At 68.7% G+C, this 24250-nt stretch carries 21 protein-coding genes and 1 pseudogene; 14 read left to right on the top strand and 8 right to left on the bottom strand.

Annotation, left to right across the window (positions count from 1 at the left end; translation table 11 throughout):
* Positions 1-222 precede the first annotated feature (222 nt).
* A complete protein-coding gene (locus tag ACIGXX_RS18540; protein ID WP_399976856.1) occupies positions 223-1479 on the top strand; it encodes a tryptophan dimethylallyltransferase family protein in 1257 nt (418 codons plus the stop codon).
* Positions 1452-2825 carry a tryptophanase gene (locus ACIGXX_RS18535; RefSeq protein ID WP_351172514.1) on the top strand — a complete coding sequence of 458 codons (1374 nt, stop codon included), beginning with the start codon at positions 1452-1454 and terminating at the stop codon, positions 2823-2825. Before ACIGXX_RS18540 ends, ACIGXX_RS18535 begins: the two co-directional genes overlap by 28 nt.
* A 109-nt stretch (positions 2826-2934) precedes the next feature.
* On the opposite strand, the gene ACIGXX_RS18530 is transcribed toward ACIGXX_RS18535, so the two are convergent.
* Both ACIGXX_RS18530 and ACIGXX_RS18525 read right to left on the bottom strand, forming a co-directional pair.
* Positions 2935-3468, bottom strand: coding sequence for a hypothetical protein (locus tag ACIGXX_RS18530; protein ID WP_399976852.1), 534 nt, complete (start codon positions 3466-3468; stop codon positions 2935-2937).
* 491 nt (positions 3469-3959) lie between these two features.
* Entirely contained in the window at positions 3960-4862 is a 903-nt protein-coding gene (locus ACIGXX_RS18525; RefSeq protein WP_399976849.1) for a LysR family transcriptional regulator, read from the bottom strand.
* A gap of 188 nt (positions 4863-5050) precedes the next feature.
* Between ACIGXX_RS18525 and ACIGXX_RS18520 the strand changes: the two genes are divergently transcribed.
* Positions 5051-5353, top strand: a complete 303-nt coding sequence (locus ACIGXX_RS18520; protein WP_351172568.1) for a DUF1330 domain-containing protein — start codon at positions 5051-5053, stop codon at positions 5351-5353.
* Positions 5354-6490: 1137 nt separating this feature from the next.
* On the opposite strand, the gene ACIGXX_RS18515 is transcribed toward ACIGXX_RS18520, so the two are convergent.
* Positions 6491-7003 carry a hypothetical protein gene (locus ACIGXX_RS18515; RefSeq protein WP_399976845.1) on the bottom strand — a complete coding sequence of 171 codons (513 nt, stop codon included), beginning with the start codon at positions 7001-7003 and terminating at the stop codon, positions 6491-6493.
* A gap of 389 nt (positions 7004-7392) precedes the next feature.
* Positions 7393-8304, bottom strand: coding sequence for a LysR substrate-binding domain-containing protein (locus ACIGXX_RS18510; protein ID WP_351172573.1), 912 nt, complete (start codon positions 8302-8304; stop codon positions 7393-7395).
* Positions 8305-8485: 181 nt separating this feature from the next.
* Between ACIGXX_RS18510 and ACIGXX_RS18505 the strand changes: the two genes are divergently transcribed.
* The 5 genes from ACIGXX_RS18505 to ACIGXX_RS18485 all read left to right on the top strand — a co-directional run bounded on the left by ACIGXX_RS18505 (position 8486) and on the right by ACIGXX_RS18485 (position 14356).
* The gene (locus tag ACIGXX_RS18505; RefSeq protein WP_399976841.1) at positions 8486-9118 is read left to right on the top strand and encodes an NADPH-dependent F420 reductase; all 633 of its coding nucleotides are present in this window, start codon (positions 8486-8488) and stop codon (positions 9116-9118) included.
* A gap of 90 nt (positions 9119-9208) precedes the next feature.
* Positions 9209-10144, top strand: a complete 936-nt coding sequence (locus tag ACIGXX_RS18500) for an SDR family oxidoreductase (protein WP_399976838.1) — start codon at positions 9209-9211, stop codon at positions 10142-10144.
* Positions 10145-10847: 703 nt separating this feature from the next.
* A complete protein-coding gene (locus ACIGXX_RS18495) occupies positions 10848-11300 on the top strand; it encodes an SH3 domain-containing protein (RefSeq protein ID WP_351172582.1) in 453 nt (150 codons plus the stop codon).
* 375 nt (positions 11301-11675) lie between these two features.
* Positions 11676-12695, top strand: a complete 1020-nt coding sequence (locus ACIGXX_RS18490; RefSeq protein WP_399976834.1) for a teichoic acid biosynthesis protein C — start codon at positions 11676-11678, stop codon at positions 12693-12695.
* 611 nt (positions 12696-13306) lie between these two features.
* Positions 13307-14356 (top strand): transposase, encoded by a 1050-nt coding sequence (locus ACIGXX_RS18485; RefSeq protein ID WP_399976831.1) that lies wholly within the window; start codon positions 13307-13309, stop codon positions 14354-14356.
* Between the two features lie 35 nt (positions 14357-14391).
* Here ACIGXX_RS18485 and ACIGXX_RS18480 read toward each other — a convergent pair whose 3' ends face one another.
* Positions 14392-16167 (bottom strand): alkyl sulfatase dimerization domain-containing protein, encoded by a 1776-nt coding sequence (locus tag ACIGXX_RS18480; RefSeq protein ID WP_399976828.1) that lies wholly within the window; start codon positions 16165-16167, stop codon positions 14392-14394.
* 397 nt (positions 16168-16564) lie between these two features.
* On the opposite strand from ACIGXX_RS18480, the gene ACIGXX_RS18475 reads away from it, so the two are divergent.
* Positions 16565-17323 carry a hypothetical protein gene (locus ACIGXX_RS18475; RefSeq protein ID WP_399976926.1) on the top strand — a complete coding sequence of 253 codons (759 nt, stop codon included), beginning with the start codon at positions 16565-16567 and terminating at the stop codon, positions 17321-17323.
* A 120-nt stretch (positions 17324-17443) separates the two neighbouring features.
* On the opposite strand, the gene ACIGXX_RS18470 is transcribed toward ACIGXX_RS18475, so the two are convergent.
* Positions 17444-17971 (bottom strand): hypothetical protein, encoded by a 528-nt coding sequence (locus ACIGXX_RS18470; protein ID WP_399976825.1) that lies wholly within the window; start codon positions 17969-17971, stop codon positions 17444-17446.
* A gap of 659 nt (positions 17972-18630) precedes the next feature.
* Here ACIGXX_RS18470 and ACIGXX_RS18465 point away from each other — a divergent pair.
* The 3 genes from ACIGXX_RS18465 (at position 18631) to ACIGXX_RS18455 (ending at position 21958) form a co-directional block, all read left to right on the top strand.
* Entirely contained in the window at positions 18631-19011 is a 381-nt protein-coding gene (locus ACIGXX_RS18465; RefSeq protein WP_351172605.1) for a hypothetical protein, read from the top strand.
* Positions 19012-19697: 686 nt separating this feature from the next.
* Positions 19698-19889 carry a DUF4236 domain-containing protein gene (locus ACIGXX_RS18460; RefSeq protein WP_190086019.1) on the top strand — a complete coding sequence of 64 codons (192 nt, stop codon included), beginning with the start codon at positions 19698-19700 and terminating at the stop codon, positions 19887-19889.
* Between the two features lie 551 nt (positions 19890-20440).
* The gene (locus ACIGXX_RS18455; RefSeq protein WP_399976821.1) at positions 20441-21958 is read left to right on the top strand and encodes an FG-GAP repeat protein; all 1518 of its coding nucleotides are present in this window, start codon (positions 20441-20443) and stop codon (positions 21956-21958) included.
* Positions 21959-22429: 471 nt separating this feature from the next.
* On the opposite strand, the gene ACIGXX_RS18450 is transcribed toward ACIGXX_RS18455, so the two are convergent.
* On the bottom strand, positions 22430-22636 hold the full coding sequence (locus tag ACIGXX_RS18450) for a DUF1737 domain-containing protein (RefSeq protein ID WP_366465100.1): 207 nt from the start codon (positions 22634-22636) through the stop codon (positions 22430-22432).
* A gap of 521 nt (positions 22637-23157) precedes the next feature.
* Between ACIGXX_RS18450 and ACIGXX_RS18445 the strand changes: the two genes are divergently transcribed.
* Entirely contained in the window at positions 23158-23601 is a 444-nt protein-coding gene (locus ACIGXX_RS18445) for a DUF6233 domain-containing protein (protein WP_399976818.1), read from the top strand.
* 255 nt (positions 23602-23856) lie between these two features.
* On the opposite strand, the pseudogene ACIGXX_RS18440 reads toward ACIGXX_RS18445, so the two are convergent.
* Positions 23857-23931, bottom strand: a pseudogene (locus tag ACIGXX_RS18440) (ATPase); the annotation flags it as partial.
* Between the two features lie 74 nt (positions 23932-24005).
* Here ACIGXX_RS18440 and ACIGXX_RS18435 point away from each other — a divergent pair.
* Positions 24006-24209: a response regulator transcription factor gene (locus ACIGXX_RS18435; RefSeq protein WP_399976815.1), complete on the top strand. Its 204-nt coding sequence runs from the start codon at positions 24006-24008 to the stop codon at positions 24207-24209.
* The last annotated feature ends 41 nt before the right edge of the window (positions 24210-24250 follow it).

Genomic DNA, 24250 nt, shown 5'->3' with positions numbered 1-24250 from the left:
CGCAACCTCCGCGCCCCGTTCCGCAGGCAACCGGCCGGGCCAGCGGCGCACCATATCCAGCAGCAGGAACTCGTCCGGGTACGACGACCCCGAAAAGGCGCAGGGCCGAATACCCGCGGCTTACGACGGATCGGCCCTGGTCTCCCGCCTCGTTGGCGCAGCACGTCCCCGTACCTCCGCGCCGTGCAGAGGCTTGTTGCGCCGTGCCGTGCGAGGAACGCGATGATGTCCCTGCCGGAGGCGGGCATACCGGCAGACGAACCCGGTCTGGCCACGCTCGGCGATCACGTGCTGGGTCAACTACAGCGCCTGGGCGCCACGGTGGGCCTGAGCGAGGCGGACACCGCGCTGTACGGGCAGGTCCTGCTCGACTCCCTCGCGGACTCCGTCCGGCGACCGTTGTCTCTGCCCCCGGCATCGCCCAGCTTCCTCTCCGACGACCACACCCCCGTCGAGTTCTCCCTGGCCTGCACGTCGGACGCCGCCCCGGCACTGCGGGTGCTCGTGGAGCCCGGATGGACCCACGCGGACATGGGAGACAGCGGCCGCGCCGGACTCGAGGCCATCCACGCGATGGCCGCCCGCTGGAACTTTTCCACCCATCAACTCGACGCCCTGCAGGACTTGTTCCTCCCCGCTGCGGCCGAGGGGCCGCTGTCACTGTGGTACGCGCTCGATCTGCGCGCGGGAGGGGTCCCCGGCGTCAAGGTCTATCTGAACCCCTCCGCCGCCGGACCCGAGCACGCTGCACACACCGTGCAAGAGGCGTTACGCCGACTTGGCTACGACAAGGCCTTCGCGCAGCTTCCCCCCGCGGCGGGCTATCCGTTCCTCGCACTGGACCTGGGCTCCTGGGAGTCACCTCGCGTCAAGGTCTACGTGCAGCACCCGCGTATGTCGGCCGACGACGCCTGCGCGCTCGGCCATGCCTCCGGGGTCGCAGCGGCAGACATCCGCCACTTCTTCCACGCGGCCGCCGGACCCCTCCCGCCATCCGGGCAGCAAGGGGACGGTACGCCGCGCCTGCTGCGGCGGTCAGCGCTCACCTGCCATTCCTTCACCGAAGGCGACAGCGACCCCAGCGGCTTCACGCTCCACATCCCCGTCCGTGACTACGTGCGCGACGACGAGGAGGCCCTCGACCGGGCAACCGCCCTGCTGACCCGGTTCGGCATGGACCCCACGGTCCTGCGCCGGAGCCTGCGCGCGCTCACACAGCGACAGCTCACCGACGGTGTGGGGCTGATCGCCTACCTCGCTCTCGTGTACGAGCGAAACCGGCAGCCCCGCATCACGGCCTATCTGTCCTCTGAGGCCTATCTGACCAGGGCGCCGACAGAGCAGTACGCGCAAGTCGGCCTGTTAGCTGCACAACGCACCCAGAGTGCTCTGAACTCCGGTCGCACGGCCGCCGGTCATGCCATCCCGCACACCGCACCAAAGGAAGTCTCGTGGAACCGTATCGCATCAAAGTTGTAGAACCGATCGCGTTCACCACCCGAGCGGAGCGCGAGGCCGCGCTGAAGCGGGTCGCCTACAACCCCTTCGATCTGCGTGCCGACGAGGTCACCATCGACCTGCTGAGCGACTCGGGGACCGGTGCCATCTCCGCGGACCAGCTCGCCGCGGGCATGCACGGCGACGAGTCCTACGCCGGCAGCCGCAGCTACTACCGGTGGCACGAGGTCGTCTCCGAACTCACCGGATATCCCCATATCCTGCCGACACACCAGGGCCGCGCCGCCGAGCGCATCCTGTTCTCCGCCCTGCTCAAGCCCGGCACGAGCGTGCTGTCCAACACCCATTTCGACACCACCCGCGCCAACGTCGAACTGACCGGCTGCCAGGCCTACGACTTGCCCTGCGCCGAGGCGAAGGACCTCGACAGCGATTACCCGTTCAAGGGCAACATCGACCTGATCGCCCTTGAGCAGGCGTTGGAGAACGCGCATCAAGCGCCCGTGGCGGCCGTGCTGATGACCATCACCAACAATGGTGGCGGTGGCCAGCCGGTCAGCATGGAGAACCTGTACCGGACCGCCGAACTGTGCCGCCGCCACGACGTCCCCCTGATCCTGGATGCCGCGCGTTTCGCGGAGAACGCCTGGCTGGTGATCCAGCGCGAGCCCGGCTATGCCAACCGCACCCCCCGGCAGGTCGCCGAGGAAGCCTTCCGCCTTGCGGACGGCTGCGTCATGAGCGCGAAGAAGGACGGCATCGTCCACATCGGCGGCTTCATCGGTCTCAAGGACCCTGAACTCGCCGAGAGGTGCGCGGGCCTGCTCATCGCCACCGAGGGCTTCACCACCTACGGCGGCCTGGCCGGCCGTGACCTCGACATGATGGCCCGCGGACTTGTGGAAGTCACCGAATCGGCCTACCTCGCCGAACGCGCCGACATAGCCGCCTACCTCGCCGCGCGCATCCGCGAGGCCGGAGTCGACATCGTGGAGCCGGCAGGCCTGCACGCCCTTTACGTCAACGCCGGGCGGCTGTTGCCCCACATCCCCCCGCACCAGTACCCGGGCACCGCACTGGTCTGTGAGCTCTACCTACGCGGAGGCATCCGCTCGGCGGAGCTGGGCAGCCTGTACCTCGGGGAAGAGGACGAACAAGGCAACTCCATCAAGACCGCACCTTATGAACTCGTGCGGCTGGCACTCCCCCGTCGGGTCTACACCCGCAGCCACTACGACCATGTCGCCGCCACCCTGGCCGACATAGCCAAGAACCCCGAATCGGTGCACGGCTACCGCATCGTGGGTCAGTCTCCGATCCTTCGCCATTTCAGCATCAAGCTGGAGCCCGTGCAGTCCGGCGGCTGATCTCTACTCGACACGTCCGTCGCGCAAGAGTGGGGCCGGCAGCGCCGGCTCCCACTTCTTGAGCTCGACTCTGTCGGGGATCTTGGAGTTTCCCGGTGCGGCAGCATGGTCAACGGGCATGCTCGGGACCCCTACCCATGGACCAGCAAGCTGTCCGAAGCCGCCCGGCTGCTGGATGAAGGTTGTGGGTGCCGAATATTACGTCGGTGCAGTTCAACACCAGCGGGCCGAAGTCGACCGTGCCGCTGAACGGCAGCGCGTAGCCCGCCTGCACCGAACCGCCGCCTTCCACGTAGATGAAGTCGCCCCGGTCCGGCACGGCGCCCGTCTCGTCGGAGCCGACCTTCATGCCGATGAACTTGGAGCCGGTCAGCGGCCAGTCCTCGTAGCGGACGACCTGACTGCCCTGGTAAACGGGTTTCAGGGGTGCGGTCGCGCCGAACGGGGTGGCGGTCACCCGCATCGCCCGCAGCTCGCGCAGCGCCGACGGTGCCGTGGCGTCGGCCCGCCGCCACGCGTCGAAGAGACCGTCGCGCAACCGGGGATCGAGCCCGGCCAGCAGGTGCGGGCCGAGGTCGGCGCCGGGCGCGAAGACCTGCGCGGGGTCGCGGGCCAGATGGCGGGCGTTGAGCGGCGGCCGCACGGGGGCCTTGCGCAGGGCGGGCAGCAGCGCGCCGAGCGCCGCGAGGGCCGGTTGGGCCGGTCCGGGGCCGCCGTCGCCCGGGTCCTCCTCGTGTTGCGGCGGTTCCAGCGCACGGGCCTGCTCGCTCCCGCCGGTCGAGTCCTTCCGCGAGCCGGGCGAACCAGTCCGCCACCTCTTGGTGACCGCGCGCCAGTTCCTGTGCCTCGTGGGACGCCGTTGACGGCGGGCGTTCCCGCCGGTTACCCGTGCTTGTCCGGTTCGGCGCCGGCGAAGGCGCGGTATCCGCCGAGGTCCCGGGCTGGGCGAGGACGTCGCCGCGGTGTACGGCTCGGACCGGCCCCGGGGCCATCATCGGATGCTGATCCGCCGGCGTAGCGAGGTCGTGTCGGACATGCAGCAAGGCCGCCGTCGTCATCACCGCGAAGTCCGCCGGGGGGCAAGGTCTTCGGCCTGGCCACCGCGGGCGCCCGTCTCGCCTGGCCTCTTGCGCGTCAGTCCGGCAGCCAGTTCAGCTCGTGCGCCAGGGTTTTGGCGGCGGCACGGATGCGGCGGTGCAGCGGCGACTGCTCGCGTGGCAGGACCAGGTGGATCGTCAGGCTGGGCGCGCCTCGCAGCGGTCGCCAGGTGAGACCGGCCGGTAGTGCCGTGGCCGCGGCTTCTCCGGCCGGGGCGAGGGTGACCCCGTCGCGCAGGTCGCGCTGAGACATGTCGAAAGAGACTGCGGGCGTGTGGAATCGGGGGCGTGGTCGGGTGTCTTGGAACAGTGCGGACAGCTGATCGTGGATCACGGGGTTGGCCGCACGGTCCGGGAGTCGCAGCGGGTACGCGGCCGCGTCGGCGATCTCGATCTGCGGGTGTTCGGCCAGCGGATGGTGCTGCGCCAGCTGGACCCCGATGCGCGCACGGCGCAGCAGGGATCGGCGCACGCCGCGGCCCGGCTGTTCACCGCGAGTGATCCCGGCATCGATGCGGCCGTCGGCGACCGCGGGGGAGATCTCCGGTGTCGCCATCGGGACCGCGCCGACCTCGAGTCCGGGACTGCCGCGCATCAGCCGGTCCACCAGGGCCGGTGCCGTCTGGGCCCCGGCACTGAGGCTGTATCCGATGCGCAGCGTGCCCAGTTCACCGGCCGCCGCGCTGCGGGCGGTGTCCCATGCCCGGTCCAGCGCCGCCAGCGCGGGCGGCGCGGACTCCGCCAAAGCCGCACCGGCTGGGGTCAGTTGGACGCTACGCGTGTTGCGGACCAGCAGGGCCGTACCGAGTTGCGTCTCCAATCGGCGTATCCGGGCGCTGAGTGCGGGCTGTGCGATACCGATCCGTGCGGCCGCGCGGGTGAAGTTCAACTCCTGCGCCAGCACCAGGAAGTACCGCAGGCTCACCGTATCCGGCGCCACGTGCCCTCCCCGCCGATTGATAACGATCCGTTCTGAGCCTATCCCGTACCGGTCTTTCCCTCGGCCGCATATCAAGCCCTAGCCTGCGCATACGACGATCCAACTGACCGCGGTGCCTGCCGCCGGGAGCGGCCGGTCTGAGTGTCAATTCGACGTCGGACGCGTCCGGCCGAACACAGGAGGTTTCCATGGCTAAGGGCTACTGGGTCAGTGTCTATCCCGCCATTTCCACTGAGAGGCTGACTGCCTACGACCAGCTGGCCGGCCCGGCTGTCCAGGCGGGGGGCGGGCGCGTCCTGTCCCTCCTCCCGTCCCGTGGCGGTCGAGTCGTCGCCCACGAGGCCGGAATCACGCAACGCGTCGTTCTGATCGAGTTCGACAGCTTTGAACAGGCCGTCGCGGCATACGAGAGCGAGGCATACCAGAAGGCGCTGGTGGCGCTCCCCGACGGCGTCGAGCGCGACTTCCGCATCATCGAAGGCATCGACTGACCGCCGGCCCAGCCATCGCCGGGCATCCGTAAGCCGGCCGACCCGCACACGGGGCTGCAGCCCGAGCACCTGGCGGTCGTTCGGGCATGGGTTGCAACCCATGCCCGAGCAAAGATCCCTTGACGCAGCCTGACAACACCGCCCGCGCTCACGTCGCGTGTAACCCACGGCGGGTTGTCTCGAAAGCTATCCTGCCCGCCGCCCGGGAGCGGCTGCCCCGAGCGGCCCGCCCTGAAGCAGCCCGCTCCCCCGCCCCTGCCTTTTCTCTCCCGGCAGGCGCCGGGAGGACGGGAGGAAGGCGCGGGGGCGCACGGTTGGGGCTGCGGGAGGAAGCCCCCCAACGAGGTCGTGCCAGCCTGGCCCTTCGGGGCGGGTCTCACGCGACTCTGCGTCACAGCATGATGGAAGCTCTAAAACTACTGATCGCGCCCTACCTAGTGTGGTCAAGGGATCTGGAACAGCTCTTGACACCCCAACGGGTACGCCCCGCGGCCGTGGAATTCTCCGGAGGCGTCGGGGGCATGCCCGTCGTGTGGAGGGGGCGGGAGCAGGGTCGGTGCCACTGTTGGGCCGGGTGCCAGGGTTCGGGCGCTGAAGGCAGCTTGCTGAACGCCAGGAGGGAGACCCGGTCCGTTCGGGACGTCGTGTCCTTACCGGTCTGGCCCGTGTCTGGCCGCCTCGTCGTGGCCCTCACCGCCGTCCACGCGCTGCCCGGCAAGGAGATCCAGACGCTGCACAGCTCCGACCTGGGTCTCTCCCGGGCACACTCGAAGTCCGGCGCGGACTCGGCGGCACACCCTCTACCTGGAGGAGCTCACCCACCAGCTCGCCGCCAACTGGACGGCCTACCGCCACCACCGCTGGCCGGCCTCGTCCAACGCCCACCTGCTGGTCAGCCAGAAGACCGCAGGACCCCGACCACCCGGACGTCAGCATCGGCACCCTGCGCGGAGCCCTCCCCAGAGGGCTGACACTGAGCGGCCTGCGGCAAGACCGCATCCTCAACGAAGCAGCCCAAAGCGCCGTCCCGCTCCGACTGATGCGGCTCTTTGGCATCACGGAGCAGACCGCCATGCACTACGTCACCGCCGCCCACCCTGAACGAACCGCCAAGCTGCCCCGGTGACCGAGCCCAGATCAGGCGTCCTGGGAGCTATCGGTACTGTCCTTGGACTCGGCCATCACTCTGCCGCCGACGAAAGCGACGCCAAGGGCGACTGCGGCAGTGGCGCCGACCAAGACCTTTTTGAGCGCCCCGTCCAGGAACTGCTTGCTCTCGCTGTCCTTTTGGAACTGCATCCTTGCGGTTCCCTGGATCTGCTCGATCAGAAACTTCTTCTCTTCCCAGCTCAGGTCGCTTTTGTTGAGTTCGCCCCTGAGAATGTCCCTGACCTCCTGGCAGGCCCGGTGCACATGCTCCTGGCTTTGGTTGTTGGCCGAGAGCGTGGACTCGTGCGCTCTCTCGATCGCACTTACAGCGTCCTTGGCGAAGTCCTTGAACGCGGGGAACTGCTCAACGATCTTGAGAGCCACCTCGGTGTCCATGTTGGGCATCATGGCTGCGAACCTGACCATCTTGTCTTTGGAGAGGTTCCTCCAGGACTCGATCCCAAGCGCCTTCATGATCTGAGCTTCGTTCTTGTACTTCATGCCACGAATCCCCCTTGACTTCCGCCGGGCAGCCGCGGGAACCAAGGCCCACAGACGCCGCCAACCGCACCAGACCCCCCTGGGCTGATCTGCCTGCAATCTAACGCGAGTTAGCCCCGAACCCATGCGTCTCCTGGAGCAGGGCCACGAGTATGCAGAAGCCCTGCTCATCGTCCTCGGAGCGCCGGTTCCGCGGGCTGGCTGCAACCGGGCCGTCTGGCTCCGGGAGGCCCTGGTCGCGGCCGGTGCTCGCAACGTACGCCACTCCGGTGCTCACCGCTTCCCCAGACAATTGACGCGTGTTGCCGCTCTGCGACCAGCCGCAACAGCACCACTCCGTCAGGCCATTTCACTCTTCAGCGCATGATGAACGGGGTCAGTCGAACTGCTCAAGCGCGCCTTGCGACGGCTTCGCCTCCAAGCTGCCACATCTCATAGTTCCCGCACTCTGCCGTGATCTCGGCCGTCGACCGAGCCGCGGTGACGAAGTCATCCACTACCGGCGAGGTGTGCGATGTCGCCACCGCGAGGCACACCTGGTCGGGCGCCAGTTCCGGGATGGGCACATAGACGACGTCTGGATGCGTGTAGAACACGGACGCCGAACGGGCCAGGAAAGAGATGCCCCGCCCGGCCGCGACATGCTCGAGCGTCTCGTCCACCCCGCGCACCGGGTAACCGGCATCAGGGTGCGGGCGCTTGGTGGGCTGCGTGCTCGGGGCACCGTGCCAGACCAGCGGTTCACCGGCCAGGTCGGCCTCCGTGACCTCCTCCTTGCCGGCAAGGCGGTGCCCGGCGGGCAGTACCGCCACCCGGGGCTCGGCGTACAGCGGGGTGACGCGCAGGCCGGCCTCGTCGATGGGCAGCCGCACATAGCCGACGTCGATGCGCCCGTCGAGCAGCATCGCAGCCTGGTCGTCCCCTTCGATCCGCTGCACGTCCACGACCACGTCCGGGTGCCGGTCCTCGAACGCCCGCGCCGCCGGGATGACGGGGATGCCGGCCCGGAAACCGACCATCAGCCGCCGCTTGCCGCCGGCGGCCGCGGACACCCGGCGGCGGACCGCGTGGGTCGAGGCGAGCAACGGGCCGGCGTCGGCCAGCAGTTGCCGGCCCGCGTCCGTCAGCTCCACGCCGTGGCGATCCCTGGTGAACAGTGACGCTCCGAGATCCTGCTCGAGCGCGCGGATCTGCCGGCTGAGCACCGGCTGCGCGATATGGAGCTCATCAGCGGCGCGGCCGAAATGCAGCCGGTCGGCCACGGCGACGAAATAACGCAGTTTGCGCAGATCCAGATCCATGGCATCTCCCGGCCCGGTGATGCCTTCAGGGTATCACCACCGCTTAAAGAGGTCTTGGACACCGACTCATCCCCAATGGCAGCCTCAAAGCAGGCGCTTGAGGGTGCCGAAGTGAATTCGACCCAACAATTCGACAGTAGAAGTTGGCAGCAGGGCCCAGGCCCGGAGAGCAGGAACACCGATGAGCAGCATCAGCATTATCGGACTGGGAAACATGGCCCGTGCTTTGGCCGGCCGGGCGCTCGCCGGCGGTAACGCCGTCGAGATCATCGGCCGCGACCCGGCCAAGGCCAAGGAGTTGGCCGCCACGCTCGGCGGCGCCACGGTCGGGGCGGCCGGGGCCGCCCCGGCCGGGGACATCGTGATCCTCGCCGCGCCGTACGCCGGCGCGACGGCGGTGGTGAGGGAGTACGGGGACGCACTGCGCGGCAAGGTCATCGTCGACGTCACCAACCCCGTGGCCCCCGACCTGCGGGGCTTCGTCGTCCCCGACGGCAGTTCCGGCGCACAGGAGATAGCCAAGGCGGCTCCCGATGACGCGCATGTCGTCAAGGCGTTCAACACGGTGTTCTCCCACGTTCTGGCGGCCGGCCCCGCCAAGGGCCGCCCTCTGGACGTGTTCATCGCCGGTGACGACGCGCAGGCGAAGGCACGCGTGTCGGCGTTCGTCGAGAGCCTGGGGCTGCGCCCCTGGGATACCGGGGATCTGTCCATGGCGCGGGCACTGGAGAACGTCGGCCTGCTGGAGTTGGGCCTCATGAACCACTCCGTCAAGCACACCGATTTCTCCCTCGGAATCACCCTTCTCGGCTGAGCGCACCCCTGCCACCACCTTTCGTGCCGCATTGCGTCAGTTCATTTACGGCACGAAAAATTCTGCACCTACTCTCATAAGGACAGTTGGATGCGCGTATTCGTCGCTGGCGGGACCGGCCATTCCGGTTCGTACATCATTCCCGAGCTCATCGCCGCCGGGCACGAGGTCACCGGCCTGGCCCGGTCGGACGCTTCCGCGGCGGCCCTGTCCGCGCTCGGCGCGAAGGTACGTCGGGGCGATCTCCAGGATCTCGACGGGCTCAAGGAGGCAGCCGCGGACTCCGACGGCGTCATCCACGTTGCCCACAGGCAGGATCTGCTGCCCTCCGGCGGGATGGACGCCGTGGCCGCCGCGGAGCTCCCGATCGTGCTCGCGTACGGCGAAGCACTCGCGGGAACCGGAAAGCCGCTGGTCACGGCGGGAAGCATGGGCTCGCCCGGGAACCTGGAGCGGCCTGCCACCGAGGAGGACCCGGCCCTTCCCGCCGGCGAGGAGTACAAGGGCACCTTGCGGGTCCGCAACGTCGTGGAAAGGGCCGTTGTCGACCTCGCCGAGCAGGGGGTGCGGTCTTCGGTCGTGCGGATCGCCAACATCGCGCACAGTACGACCGATCGTGCCGGCTTCCTCCCCACGCTGATCGCGCTCGCGGAGGAAAAGGGCTTCGTCGGCTACCACGGCGACGGCGCAAACCTGTGGAACGCCGTGCACATCCGCGATGCCGCCACCTTGTTCCGCCTGGCGATGGAGAAGGGGCAGGCCGGCACATACTGGCACGCGGTCGAGGACGGCGGCACCCCGTTCCGCGACATCGCCGAAGCCATCGCCGGACGCCTGGGCCTGCCCGCCGTGAGCATTCCCGACGATGCCCTGATGACGCCGGGGTATTTCGGGTTCCTCACGAATATCGTCACGCAGAGCTACCCGGCATCCAACCTCATCACCCGCCGGACCCTCGGCTGGGAACCCGCCCGGCCCGGCCTGCTCGCCGATCTGGACAACGGCCATTACTTCCCCGCCGGCTGACAGCGGGAACCTGGATCGCAGCGAGCCCGGCAACCGGCAAGTCCGGCTCTTGTGAAAGACGTTGAGACTATGACGACTGTGGGGAACTGGGGCCGCGGCCGTGTCCACGGCGACGAGTGAAAAGGCCGCGGCGGCCGGTGACATTGTCGTGGTCACGGTGCCGGTCAGCGCCTTCCCTCACCTGGAGCGAGCTGCTTCTGCGGCAGCACGCGACGCCCGCCCGCCTAGTGGGCGGCGCATCCCGTCCCGTGGGGAGTGCAGGCCCGGCTGTTCAAGGCCGGTCTGACGCCGCGTCTGACTCATCTGGCCCCGAAGGCCGGGTGCGGCCGCCGGCGCCTCGCCCGGCAGATCCCACCCTGTGCAGTTCACGGCCCGGCAAAATCGCTCCGGCATTGTGCTGATTGGGTGCGTGTCCCGGTACGGACAACTGGACATTTAGGGCGCCGAGCCTACGGTTTCCTCCAGCGCAGAGCTTCCGGTTCTCTTCGAGGGGTCCGGAGCCGTCACGAGGAGAAGAGACGAAATGATGGTTCGCAGAGCAGTGACCGGGTGCGCGTCGGTGGCGCTGGCATCGGTAGCGATGGCGGGCTTCGCACAGGCGGATGCTCAGCCGGCGCCGGCATCTGGTGCATCGCAAGCGGCGCCGAGGGTCACGCTCACCCCGGCTACGGCCAAGCAGAAGAGTGCGGTCACGGTGAAGGTCGTGGGCGCCCCGAAGACGTGCCGTTCGGTACAGGCCAGGTCCGATGCCTTCGTCAGGACGGTGGCGCTGGCGAAGAAGGGCAACCCGCCGGTGTACTGGGGCCGGGCAGGGGTGAAGGCGAAGGCCGCCCCTGGCTTCCACCAGGTCACGGTGGGGGGTGTCGGCTGCGGCAAGTGGGTGGCAAAGGCCAGGCTCACTATTCTTGCGCCGCCCAAGCCGGCGCTGATCAAGGGCACCGTCACCTCGAAGACCGGGCTCAACGTACGCAAGCAGCCGACCTCCGGCTCGGCGGTCACCGGGGCCTACCGCAGTCGGCAGACCATCGACCTGATCTGCAAGAAGGCCGGGCAGCCGGTCGGCGGCAACCGCACCTGGTACCAGGTCAAGACGCCCAAGGGCTGGGTCAGCGCCCGCTACGTCAAGGCCCACGGCACGGTGCCCACCTGCAAGTGACCTCGGGTGGCTGAGCCCCAGCACGCCGCGGCTCAGCCACCGCGCGGCCGGACGCGTCAGCGCGTCCCCTCGACCGCTTTTCAGTGGAGTGTCGTTCCTCTCGGGGATGGCTGAGCGGAAAAGACGCAGGTTCAGGACGGCTTATTCGAGGACAACCACGCCCCATCACCCCTTAACAACCCTCTCCATTCCATAAATTGACAACGCCCCACGCCACCCTCCCGGCCGCGACGCCGAGTCCGTACAGCGCCGCCGTAGGAATGAACTTCTCCAGCCGTGCGGCATGGGAAGGCAAGGGCAGGTGACCGCCCGGTGTTCGGATTGACCTCTCCGATCGTCGGGTGATGACAAGCGGACAACGGACAGGTGGCAGGTATGACGGAGACAGGTCGAGTCCGCTATCCCACCCGGAGGTCTGTGCTGGGCCTCGGGGCGGCGGGCGCGGGGGTGGCCCTGATCGGCGGGCAGGCGTTCGCGGCGGTGGGCGCGGTGCCGCAGCGGCAGGCAGAGCTGAGATGGTCGGAGCCGGGCAAGGTCTGGTTGCGGGGCGTCAGGCTGCGCCACAGCACCGTGCTGCAGTCCTTCGCCTTCGACGAGCGCAACCGGCAGATCTACGCGCTCCAGGTGATCCCGTCCGGCAGACGGCTTCCGGGCGAGTCCCGCACGTACTCGCACGATGAGCGCGTACGCAACGGCGATTTGTGTCTCAACAGGCTCGCCATGGACGGCACGCGGCTGGACCATATGTACCTGAAGGGCTTCGGGCATGGCACCACCGTCGCTGTCGAGCGAGCGCCGTCAGGCGGGACGGCGCTGTGGACGGAGTGGGATGCCCAACCGTCCTCCGGCTACGGGCGCGGAGTGTGCCGGTTTCGCTACACGGCGGGCAAGGTGCTCACCGGCAACAGCGCGGGCCTGGACACCTTCCGGCCCCAGCCCGGCAGCATCAACAACAACGCTGCTCTCGACACGGCCCACGGGCGCCTGCTACTGCGCTACCGAAGGTCTCGCCTGCCCCGCTACGCGGTCTACGACCTCGCCCGGTTCGCCGCCCGTGACTTCCGCCCGCTCGCCGACTTCCCGCAGCCCGGTGCGGAAAGCGGTCTTCCCTTCCAGGGCATGGCCCTCCACGGCGCCTACGCCTACCAGCTCCTGGGCAGCGCGTACGGCCCGGACAATCCACGGGAGGGGGGCGGCAACACCCGGCTGTTCCGCATCGGTATGCCGGACGGCCGGTACGTGAGCGAGAAGCTCGACCGGACGGACCCGGAACTCGGCAGGCGCGAGCCCGAGGGGCTTGCCGTCAGGACGGGCCGCAACGGCGGGCTGTACATGGGCTTCGCCCACGGACCGGCCGGGGGCCGCAGACTCTCCCTGTACCGCAAGACCCTCTGAGTCTTCCCCGGCCGGCTTCCGCCCCTGCTGCCGATCCCGCGGTGTCGCTCCCAGCTTCTTGGGGAGGGGCAGACAAGCCCACGAAGCTCCTGACGGACATGTGTGATCTTGGTCGAGAATCCGTCTGCCAGGAGCTCCGCTGCGCGGGAGTGCCCAACTCGCGGTCAACACCGTGAGGGTGGAAGCGCGTTCGAGGGATGGCCCGGTGGAAGCTGGCCATCGACCCCAGCGAAGAAGCCGCCCTCGCCGAAAACGCCACCCGCTGGCCCGACACACTAATCACCGTGAAGCTCGCACGGTAACCAGACCCGCTCAGACCGGCACGGCGGTCTGAGCGGAACGTGGCGGTGACGAAGAGGGGCGGAGTCGATTGTCATAGTGCTCAGAAGAATCGGCGATGAGCAGCTTGCCGCCTTGCTACCCGCGTTGCGGGCATGAGCTCGGCAAGAGCCTGCCCCTGCACCTGGGCCTTGTCACACAACGTGCCCAATTCCCCGTCACCTGGCACGTCACTTGCAGCTGTCGCCCCAAAGTAAGTGGCGATTCACAGCCACCATCTGAGTCCGGTCGATCACTGCATACATCACGCCGCAGTCAGCCATCATTCCGCCATGGAACCGGAGGCGAACCGCAAGCTGGCATGGGCCGCTGGGGCCGCGGGAGCGGTCGTCTTCACCGCCGCGCTCTTGTGGGGGCCCTGGATCCTCGAGAACCACCGGATCCGCGACAAGGACGGAAGCCTCGCACCTTCCGCCGGGATCATCATCACCGGGCTTCGCACTGCGCTCATCGCCGTTGCCGGCGGCATCATCGCCAGCCTCAGCCTTTGGTACACCCACAAGAAACACAAGCTCGACCAGCAGCAGTTCGACGCCAATCTCAAACAGTTTCAGGAACAGTTTCAGCAGTCGCAGGAGCAGTTCAGGCTGGTCCAGCAACAATTCATACATACGCAGAAGCAGTTCGAGTACGAGCAGGCGAAGGACCGTCAGGCGTCCGAGCAGGCAAGCCGGACGCGCATCACGGGAGGCTTTGTAACAGCCGTCGAGCTGCTGGGCCAACCAAACCTCGCGGCGCGGCTCGGCGCTCTGTACAACCTCCAGCGCATCGCCAAAGAGTCACCCGAGGACCGAGCCGGCGTTCTGGGCGTTCTCGTCGACATGCGCGGCATGCCGCTGAAGGTCATGGTCGCCCCGGCCACCAACCGCGACGACCACCCCGCCCGAGGCCTCCTCTTCCGCCTGCGCCTTGCGCACCCGGAAGTGACCGTCGCCTGGGCTGACTCCGCCTACGGCGGCGAACTCGTCCGCTGGTCGAAATCCTTCCTCGGCATCACCCTCCATACCGTCCCTCGGCCCAAGGACCAGGACGGCTTCGCCGTCCTCGCGAAGCGGTGGAGGGGCGAGCGAGCGATCAGCTGGATCATGCGGGCGCGCCGCAACTGCCGAGACGACGAACGGCTCATCTCCCATAGCGAAGCCCACCTCACCTGGACCATGATCACCCTCATGGTCCGCCGCCTCACCCGCCCGCCCCGGCCACCCCGCACGGATCCCCACCCCGCCGAACGGCCTGATGCCGTCTTCGAGCCCAGGCCAATCCGCATCCGCGCCCAACGACAGCCGCACAGCATTCGCCTCGCCTCTACCGCCCTCGTCTGACCGGCCCCGGCGCTGGGGCAATCAGACGCAGCTGCTCAGCGGTCGGAGAGGCGGATGGGGGTGGGGTCGGGTGCGTCGAAGCAGGCGAAGAATGACTCGACGTCGTCGAGGGTGCCGGTGGTGACGGCGGCGTGCCCGTCCGCGGCAGCCTTGGCGAAGGCACCGTACAGATCGCGGAAGGTCATGGCCATGACGACCGGTTTGGTGACCTCGATGACGGTGTCGGCGTCTGCGGGGATGGTGTCGGCGGCTTCCAGAACGCCGCGTCGTACGTGCAGGGCCATCTCCTGGCCGCTGTCGGTCAGCCGCACGCCCAGGATGCGCAGCGCGTTGCCCGAACGCTGCGGGTCGATGCGCATCCGCAGGGCTTCGAGCAGGGCGGTGGCGGGCATCGCGGCGACCTGGTCGGGGGCGTTGAGGTTGAGTTTGCGGGAGTAGTCGATGGAGCCGTCGAGTTCCCGTGCGGCGGTCAGGTAGTAGTTGCGCCAGTTGCTGTTGGGGGTGGTGTAGCCGATCTGGCGCAGGGACTCGGATTTGACCTGGCGGGCCTCGGTGTCGGAGGTGTCGACGCGGACGAGGTGGCGGGTGAGTTCGGCGGCCCACTGGTGGTCACCTCCCTCTGCCGCCTTGCGGGCCAGGCCCAGGACGGTGTCGCGGCCGCCGATGAGGTCGATGTAGCGGCGCGAGGACTCCACGGGGTGCAGGGGGTTGAGGGTGGTGGGGTCGGAGTCGAACCAGCCGTACTCGCCGACGTAGATCTGGCGCACCGAGTGCGGGACACCGCCGTAGAAGTCACCCAGCCACTCGCTCTCGGCCAGGTGGGCGGGGAGTTTTACCTCGGCGGCCAGGTCGTCGGGCAGGTGGCCCTGGTTCATGTGGCGCATGGTCTGGTCGTAGACGAAGGAGATCGCGTCCCGGTAGTCGCGCAGTACCTTGGCGACCTCCTCGCGGCCGGCGACGGGGCGGCCGTGGGAGGGGATCATGAAGTCGGCGGGCAGCGGGCGCAGGTACTTGTCGATGGACTTGAACCACTGCTGGGGGTCGCGGTAGCGGGAGCCGCGGATGGTGTGCAGGTTGGGGAACGATTCGCCCTGGATGACCTCGGCGGACTGCAGGACCCCCTGGTCGGGGAACCAGGTGATGATCTCGTCGATGGCCTCGCTCGGCGCCCAGGAGTGCACCATGCGCACCCCGGCCACGGTGTGCTCCAGGGTGTCGTCGATCAGCACGGTCGGGGCGATCAGGGAGAGGGTCTGCATGACGAAGTCCGGGCCGAGGCCGCCGTTGACGCGTCCCTCCGGGCCGGTCTCCAGCAAGGTGCCCAGTGAGTACTCGACCCGGGCGGCCAGCAGCGGGCCGGTGGCGGAGCCGGCCAGGACGTTGGCCATGAAGTCGCGGTGCGCGATGATCTGGCACTCGCCCGCGTCGACCTGCTCCTGGGAGACGAACGCCTTGACGCCGGCGTAGTGGTCGGTGTGCCAGTGCGAGTACACGATCGCTTTGACGGGCAGGTCGGAGATTTTACGGATCTCCTCCAGCTGACGCTCGCCCTTCTCCACATCCTCCGGCGGATCGATAAGGATCAGCCCGTCGTCGCCGACGACCAGGGTCAGCGCGGACAGGGCGTAGCCGAAGATCTGGTAGATGCGCTTGCCGACGATCTCGAACACACCCGGATCCATCGTCCGCGAGTGATCGCTCATCGCACGCGGCACCGTCGGCGCGTACTCGGTGTAGGCGGCGTTCTCTCCACTCGGGGTGAACGAGATGCCCACGTCGGCACCCAGCCAGTACTTCCCGCTCGTACCCATGCACGCTCCTCGACCGACCCGACAACGACACAGCGAGCTGTCACCCCACGGCAACTCTGCTCACGCCATCGTCGATCAGTGCCCTCACACCTGCTCGCCCGATTGCGCCAGATGAACGGCAAGAGGCAACCCGAGGAGACCGGGCCAGCACGTGTCTTGCCCCAGTACTTCCTACGAATCCGCCACGAACTGCAATCACATAGCGTGACTGACTTCGAGTTTTGGCACAGCTACTTATTCGGCTCTGTCGCTGATCTTGTGACCCGTCCCCGGGCGAGTGTGCGTCGGTGGGGATTCGGGCGGTTGTCATGCTGATGGCGCCTTGGGGCCCGACCCGGTAGGTTAGCGATCTTCGGGTGGTTCACACGCCCGGAGTCCCCGAAGGCGAACGCCCATGATGAACCTCGATCAGTCCCGCGCACGACTACGCCTCGACGCCGCGCTGGACGGTCTGGCCACCACTTTCCGCGGGATGACCGCCCACCCCGACGAGCACAACTGCGAGTGTCACTGGGGCAGCCGGGAAGACCTCGCGCAGCTCAAGGTGCCGGACAGGGAGCTGGACCACGATCTCCTGCAGCGCACATGGCAGGCCATCGACTGGAGCGACCACGCATCTGTACTGCGCCGCATCCTGCCCCAGTTCGCGACGACCCTCGTCAGCGGCCTCATCGAGCCTCACTTCGGCCCGGACCGGGCCGGGCTTTCGTTCGCTCTCGGTCACTGGCAGCAGTGGCCGGCCGAGCAGGCCGCGGCGGTCAGGGAGTTCCTGGGCGCCTGGTGGGCGCACACGCTCACCGATCCGGATCCGGCCGTACCCGCGTACGACGTCCTCATACTGAGCGCGGAGGCGTCTGCCACGCTGAGCCCGTGGCTCAGCCTCTGGGAAGCTCAGAGTGGCCCCGTGGCCGACCAGCACCTTGCCGAAGCGGCGGCGCACTGGGAATACGACCTACTCGGTGACCAACTTCCCTGGGACGCTTGGGAGAGCGAGGAGAAGATGCGTGCGGAGCTGACTGCCTGGCTTGTCCGCCATGCTCCAGCCCGGCTCCGTGCCCACGGGGTATCCGAGGAACTTCTTCACCGGATACGGCTGCTCGGCGTCACCGGTCTCGATCGCTGGCAGGACCCGCACTGGCCCGGCCACCGCTACTGACCCCACCGAACCGCGCGGTGCTCCCTGTCCACGTACCGAGGCACGTACGCCCGAGCACGCCGCGTCACAAGGTCAGCGCCAGACCCGAAACCCTTGATCGTCGACACAAGGTACGGCGGATTAGGTCTCGGTGTTCAGTGCTGTGCGTGCGGCGGTCTGGAAGTTCTTGTCCAGCTGACGCTTTGCTCTGGCGGCCGCCAGAAATCGCTCGTTGAACTCTTCGAGGTGCTCGCGTCTGGATGCGCCGGCGGCTTCGTACCAGGCCAAGCCGATCATGTCCCAGTCGTACATGGCCTGCCGGAACACGTCCGCGGCGTCGGCTACGGGTCGGGGCCCCACGACAGATACAGCGGCTGCAGCGCTGCTGAACTCGGTCCATGCATCGTGCGCTCGGACGAAGCCGGCTTGCCGCTCGTCCGGGGCGCTGCCGTCGTCGCCGAGGAGGTCGGACATCTTCCACAATGCCGCCGAGAGCTGCTTCGCGGTGCTGAGGTAGGTGCTGTAGGCGTCCCTCCGGGCCTCGTCTCGCCAGCGTGCGTGTTCGGCGCGCTGTTGGCGAGACTGGCTCAGCACCGTGAGCCATCCGCCACTCACCCCTCCCAGCGCCCCGATGAACGTCCCTAAGACCGTCGCCGTGCTCCCGTCCATGACAGCGGATTAGAACGCAAGCGGAGATCGAGCGCCAGTACGCGTGGTTCGCTACGTGGGCCCTTACGAATCACCCAAGTACATCCAGCACGAGGGCGATCCGGGCGCACGCCGAGAGCACGCACCAGACGCTGCGGCCTGATCCGCAAAGATCAGAGAGACACTCCTAGCCGTGAAGGGCGGCGAGACCGTGCAGTTCTTCCGCTACTGCCTCCGGCCCATACGCCATCAAAGGCCGTAGCGCACTTGTCTCTCGCGCGCTATGCCACATACCGTCCAAGGGCGTGAGGAAAGGGATCACGGCAGAACCACGGCTGTCGACCACAGCGTCGAGTTGCGGAGAGCGCCCGGGCCGACGCAGCGTTCGCCGCCGCCGTCCAGCCGCTCGCTCGTCTCCTCATCGACCCGGGCCGGCCGGAGATGACTTCACTGCTCGACCAGCCGCTTCACAGGCCTTGCCAAGCCGTGTTCACCCTGCACTACGCCGCCTCAACCGCAGGTCGAAAGTGCCTCACTGGCGGGTACGGTTGACGCCAAGTCGCCGTAGATCGCCGGAGTTTGACGGTGTGGAGGCGCTGGCTTGATCTTGTCTCGGACACGATGAAAGAGTGTTCTTGTAGGTTGCATCCCGCATGTTTTCGCAGACAGGAACGTTTGTCATGAGCACTCTCAGTCTCGCCGGAAAGTCGTCCGTCGCCCTCGCACTGGCCTGCGCGGCCACGCTGTTGATGCCGGCCACTCCGGCCAGCGCCTCGGACTGGGACCGGAACTGTTACAGCATCTCCGCCCCCTACAAGGGCATCAGCGAGATCATCGGCAAGGCCGGCAAGACCCGCAGCGGCTGCACGGACGCCACGATATCCCTGCAGCGTCACCGCTGGTACGGCTGGGAGGAGATGGACTGGACCCCGCTGGAAAGCGGCACCAAGTTGGCGTACTGGAACTGCACGGGTTCTGGCACCTACACCTACAAGACGGTCGTGGGCGTCGACTCCAACCTCGCCTCCTACGAAAGCGCCGAACGCCGCCTGACCTGCTGAAGAGGCAGGCGCGATGGATTTCCGCGAGACGGCCGGTGGCGGTGCGTGGTGACTCAGGGCGCGGCCGGCCGCGGACCTGGAGATCCCCGACAGCGGCGCCACCTGCCGCACCGCGCGGCACGCCCCGCCGGGGCGCCACCGATACCACCCCGCGTGCAGGTCCTCGCCGGGCCATCGGTTGTCCGGGCGGATCCCGGTGCAGGGGCGGCCTGAGCATTGCCCATCGCCTCTGCACTGTCGCCCGGGCCCGTACGGCGAAGGCAGAACACGTCGCCGCCGGGACACCAGAAGACGACCTGTCCTCCCCCAGCCGGCCCCACGGTGGCACGCACTGCGGCGGCCGGCACAGCGGCCTCGCGGACCCCATGCCCCGCGTCCCGATCTGAGGTCACCCGCTTCAGCCTGCTCAAGGGGGACTCGGTGACCCCGGCCTCGGCGCCTGCCGGGCACACCGGGCACAGCATCTGGACCGGCCCATGTCATCACCAGGCCGCGGGACGGCGGGTTTCGTCATGGGGGTGAGCTTTACCGGTCTCCCCCAGCCCCAGCAGCCACGCCCCTCCCAACCGGTCCCCCGTGCTTGGGATTTACCCTCAGCGATCACCTGGGGGCATGGGAAGGGGGACGCCGCGCACGTGAGGGGCGGCCCTGTCCGGGTACTCGGACAGGGACATCAGGAGGACTTTATGCCGCTCACGTTCCGCAAGAGCTTCCGGATACTTCCCGGCGTACAGCTCAACATCAACAAGCGCTCGTGGTCCCTCACCACAGGCGGCCGCCACGGCCCCCGCCGCACCCACAGCAGCACCGGCCGCCGCACCACCTCCATGGACCTGCCGGGCCCGTTCGGCTGGCGCCGCACAACGAAGCGACGGTAAAGCGAAGCGACGGTAAGAGGACAGCAGGAAGAGAACCTCTGAGCCGGCTCCGGGGCCCGCCCGGAAAGTCTGCTCCCGCGACGCACTGCGCTGCGCCCTGCTGCGGCCGCCCACACCCAAGCGCTCGGCCCGGAATCCCCGGCCGAGCGCTTACGGGCTCTGCCACGAACTGTTGATCATGAGACTGCCGGCCCGTCTGCACGCAAGTGTGGGTAGGGGAATCCGTCAGTGGCGGCCATGGACCGTCTCCGACCAACTGTGGCCGCTGACCGGTCCGTTGCTGCCGAAGCCAGGCCCGAAGAGGGCGGACGGCAGACCGCGGGCGTTGGCCCGGTAGGCGGCGTGGTGCCACGTCGCGCCCTGACCTCCGCCGCAATGTTGTGGCTTGTCCGGACGAAGACTCAATCTCCTTCCAGAGGATCAACGTCCTGACGCCGGCGAGTCGGCCCCAGGCCGCCCAGAGGCCGCAGAGATGGAACGTCCGTACAACCATCGGGACCCCCAAAAGGTCAACTCGTCGGCCCAGCCGCACGTTGACCAAGGGAAGTCGTATGCCGCGCGCCAGTCGCACCGCCCGCCTCACCATGCCCCTGCTCGCCGCGTCCCTGCTCGCCGGCGGCGGTCTGTCGGCCCTCACCCTCGGACAGGGCAGTGCCGAGGCCGCCGCCGGCACGGGCCGCGCGGACGCGGCGGCCAAGCCCTCAAACGACTTCAACGGCGACGGGTACGCCGACCTCGTCGTCGGCGCCCCCGGCGGCACGGTCTCCGGCAAGGCCGAGGCCGGGTACGTGGCGGTGACGTACGGGGCGAAAAACGGACTCGACCCCGCCCGCAAGAAGGTCGTCAGCCGCTCCACGAGCGGGGTGCCCGGGGCGGCCACAGCCAAGGAGTCCTTCGGCAGCACGTTCACCAAGGGCGACCTGGACCACGACGGTTACGCGGACCTGGTCATCGGCGTCGGTGGCAGGTACGCCGACGCGGGCTCGGTGATTCTGTGGGGCTCCCCCTCCGGCCTGACCGGCGCCACCAAGATCACCACCTACGGCCGGACGCCGACGGCCGGGGACTTCGACGGTGACGGCACGAGCGACCTCGCCCTGTTCGCCGGGGTGCCCTACCACGGCGACGACCCGGTCCCCCAGCAGGCCCGCCTGTGGAAGGGCCCCATCGCGCGCACCGGCACCCCGGCCAAGACCCTCGACTTCATGGACGCCTCGCAGTGGGACCACGACAGCGAACAGCGCCCCGACCCCACCTGCGCCGACCGGGAGTGCGAGGACGGCCCCAGAAGCCTGGCGGGCCCGGTCGTCCCCAACGCCGTCGGTGACCTCAACGGCGACGGGTACGCCGACATGGCCATGGACCGCTACTCCGGTGACGGCGAGTGGGGCAGCGGCGTCCTGTACGGCTCGCCCACCGGCTTCACCCGCGGCCGCACGCACGGCTCGTCCGGCGCGATGGCCATCGGCGACATCAACGGCGACGGCTACGAAGACCTGGTGACCGGCGACGCCGACTACCAGCTCGACGGCGACTACAACTCCAGGGCCTACGTCTCCTACGGTTCGCCCGACGGCCTCAAGGAGGCGAGGCAGAAACTCGACCAGAACATGCCGGGGGTGCCGGGCGTCGAGGAAGAGGGGGACCTCTTCGGCACGTCGGTGGCCGTCGGCGATGTGACGGGCGACGGATACGCCGATGTGGCGGTGGGTGTCGTGGGCGAGGACGTTGGCACCGTCACCGACGCGGGAGCGGTCGTCCTGCTACGGGGCGGCGCCGACGGCGTCACCGGCGCCGGGGCCCAGGCCTTCCACCAGGACACGGCGGGCACCCCGGGCGTCGCGGAGAACAACGACTCGTTCGGGCAAGCGACAGCGCTGCTCGACGTCACCGGTGACGGCCACGCCGACCTCGCCGCTTCCTCCGTGTCGGAAAACGCGCAGGCGGGTGCCCTGTGGTCGCTGCGCGGCGCCGCCACAGGCCTGACGGCCACCGGTTCCCTCGCCTTCGGGCCCAAGGACGTCGGGGCCCCGCACACCGCGGCGCGGTTCGGCAGCACACTGCGCTGACCACCCGCCCGCGCAGCCGGCCGCCCGGTCCGAGCCCCACCCCCTGTGAGGTTCAGAACGGACGGACCAGCCTCCAGGCGCCGGGCGCACGGTCCCCTGCCTGCCGTGCCGCTCCCCCAGCGCGAAGGCGCCGTCCCTGTTGCCCGCGACCACGCCCAGACCGATACGGTCACCGCCCCGCGCCGCGCAGTGCCCGACGGCATCGCCGCGAGGGGGACAAAGACTCACGGGCCACCAGGGCACGGCCGGCGGGTCCGGGGCGTGGCGGGCGCGTGAATGCGTACGCAGGCGAACTGCCCCGCCCCCACCGGATACGCCGTCAGGGATACTGCAGATCAGCACCCCGCGGAAATCCCCCTGCTCGCTCCGCGCAGAGCAACGGCCGCTGCATGGTCGGCCAAAGAGCCGGGTGAAGCCACCTCACCAGAGGTGGCGCACCACTACCCGGGCTGGGACTGGGACGACGCTTGGCTACCGCTGTGTGCCAGATCCCCCCGACCGGTGCGGCCAGACCAGCGCCTGGGCGACGATGACGCTCTCACCGTTGAAGGTTACGGCCGGCCCTGCGTGCAATTCATAGCCCAGGTCCATCGCTTCGCTCACACGCATACAGAACCGGGCGTCGTCCGGGCCGGTTATGACGCGGTAGAGGGGCAGTCCATCAGGTGGTGTGCTCATGAGGAGAAGAATCCCAGACGCACCCACCCCCCGAGCCTGCGGGCCAGCAGACACCCACCCAAAGCAGCTGGCAACAGCCCACCCAAACAACGGATCAAGGGCACCCTGCACTGAAGCGACCACGGAATCGGGCCCGGGGGCCTGGAGGCCTGGGGCCTGGAGGCCTGGGGGTCGGATGCTTGCGCGCCACGGCCCAGGACTCCACCCGGCCGGCGCCCCTTTCGCATCGCCCAAGGTGTTCTACGCCGCCGTGGCGGGTGCTGGCACCGGCAGATACGGCCGGAGCCGACTTCGGTGACCCGTGACGAAGCCACCGGAACCCGCGGCCCATCACCGCTGCGCGGTCGGCCCTGCCACGAGGGGACACTCCTTCTTCCGGACACCTCCGTGTGAGCCTGTGCCCCCCGCCCCCCCGGCTGCAGGGCGGGCGGATGCTGTGGCGCGCGCTGGGCAGCTTCCGAAGCTCGCGGGAGGCAGTTCGGTGCGAAGCAGTGGCCCCGAGGTCGCATCGTGCGGCAGCCGTGCGAAGTGCACAGGATCCGCCGCCCGACCTGCCCCGGCTCCGCACCCTGCGGACGGGGCACGCCATGTGGGTCGACCGGCTCGACGAGGCGATCGAGGCCGCGGAACGCCGCGAGGCCGAGCGGGTCCGCGGCGAGCAGGCCCGCCCCGCGCTGTACGTGCATGCGGGGCACTGCGACATGACGCCGAAGCCGCCGCGAGCGAAGGGGATCACCGTGGATCAGGCGCGCCGCGCCCTGCACGAGCGGGTCGACCCGTGCCCGCACTGCCGACCGGACACCGAGCTCGGCATGCTGGAGTGGTCAGACCAGCGGCACCTCAGGCGGATTGGGATCGTCCTCCGGGTAGACGCCATAAATGTACTTGTAGTGCTCGCGACGCTCGTCCTCTTCGCCGTCATCGGTGTCAGGGCGGTCGAGCAGCCACTCAATGAACTCGAATAAGCCCATGGGTGCTCCCGTGATGAGTGCTCCTGCATCCAGCGTTGCACCGACCGGGCCAGGCGCCTACGGCCGCGCCAACTTTGTCGGCTTCCGTGGCACCATCTCCTCGTTGGCGTCCACTTCTTCCGGATCTTGTGGACCGTCGGAGGGCCTGCTCGCTGATCCTGCTGTGCATGAAGTCGGCTTGCGGCTGAGCGCCCGCTCGCACGACACAACCCTTGAATGACATCCTTGGATTTCCTCGCTGCTCAGCGCTCAGCCAGCGGCCTGTTGCTCGGCGCGGGCGCGGGTGGTGGCGAGGCGGTAGGAGTCCGTGCCGGTCTCGATGATGTTGCGCGGTGCCGTACGCACGGCGCCGCGAGGGCGAGCTAACGGGGTGCGGGCTGGTGCGCCGGGCGGTGGGCGTGGATCCGGCCGCGTCGGCGGCGGCGGTGCTCACGCCGCAGGAGCGCGCGGTGTCCCGGCTCGCCGCGACGGGGCTGACGAACCGGGAGATCGCGCGCGAGCTGCTGCTGAGCGCGAAGACGATTGAGCATCATCTGGGCCGCGTGTACGCGAAGTTGAGCATCCGCTCGCGGGCGGCGCTCGCCGCGACGCTCGGCGCGTAGGCGGGGCGCGTGACCGTTCGGGGCCGCCGGCCCGGGTGGCC

Source organism: Streptomyces sp. NPDC055243 (assembly GCF_044544025.1).
GTDB lineage: Bacteria > Actinomycetota > Actinomycetes > Streptomycetales > Streptomycetaceae > Streptomyces.
Note: the sequence above shows the minus strand (reverse complement) of the source record. Positions and strands in the feature narration are given on the sequence as shown.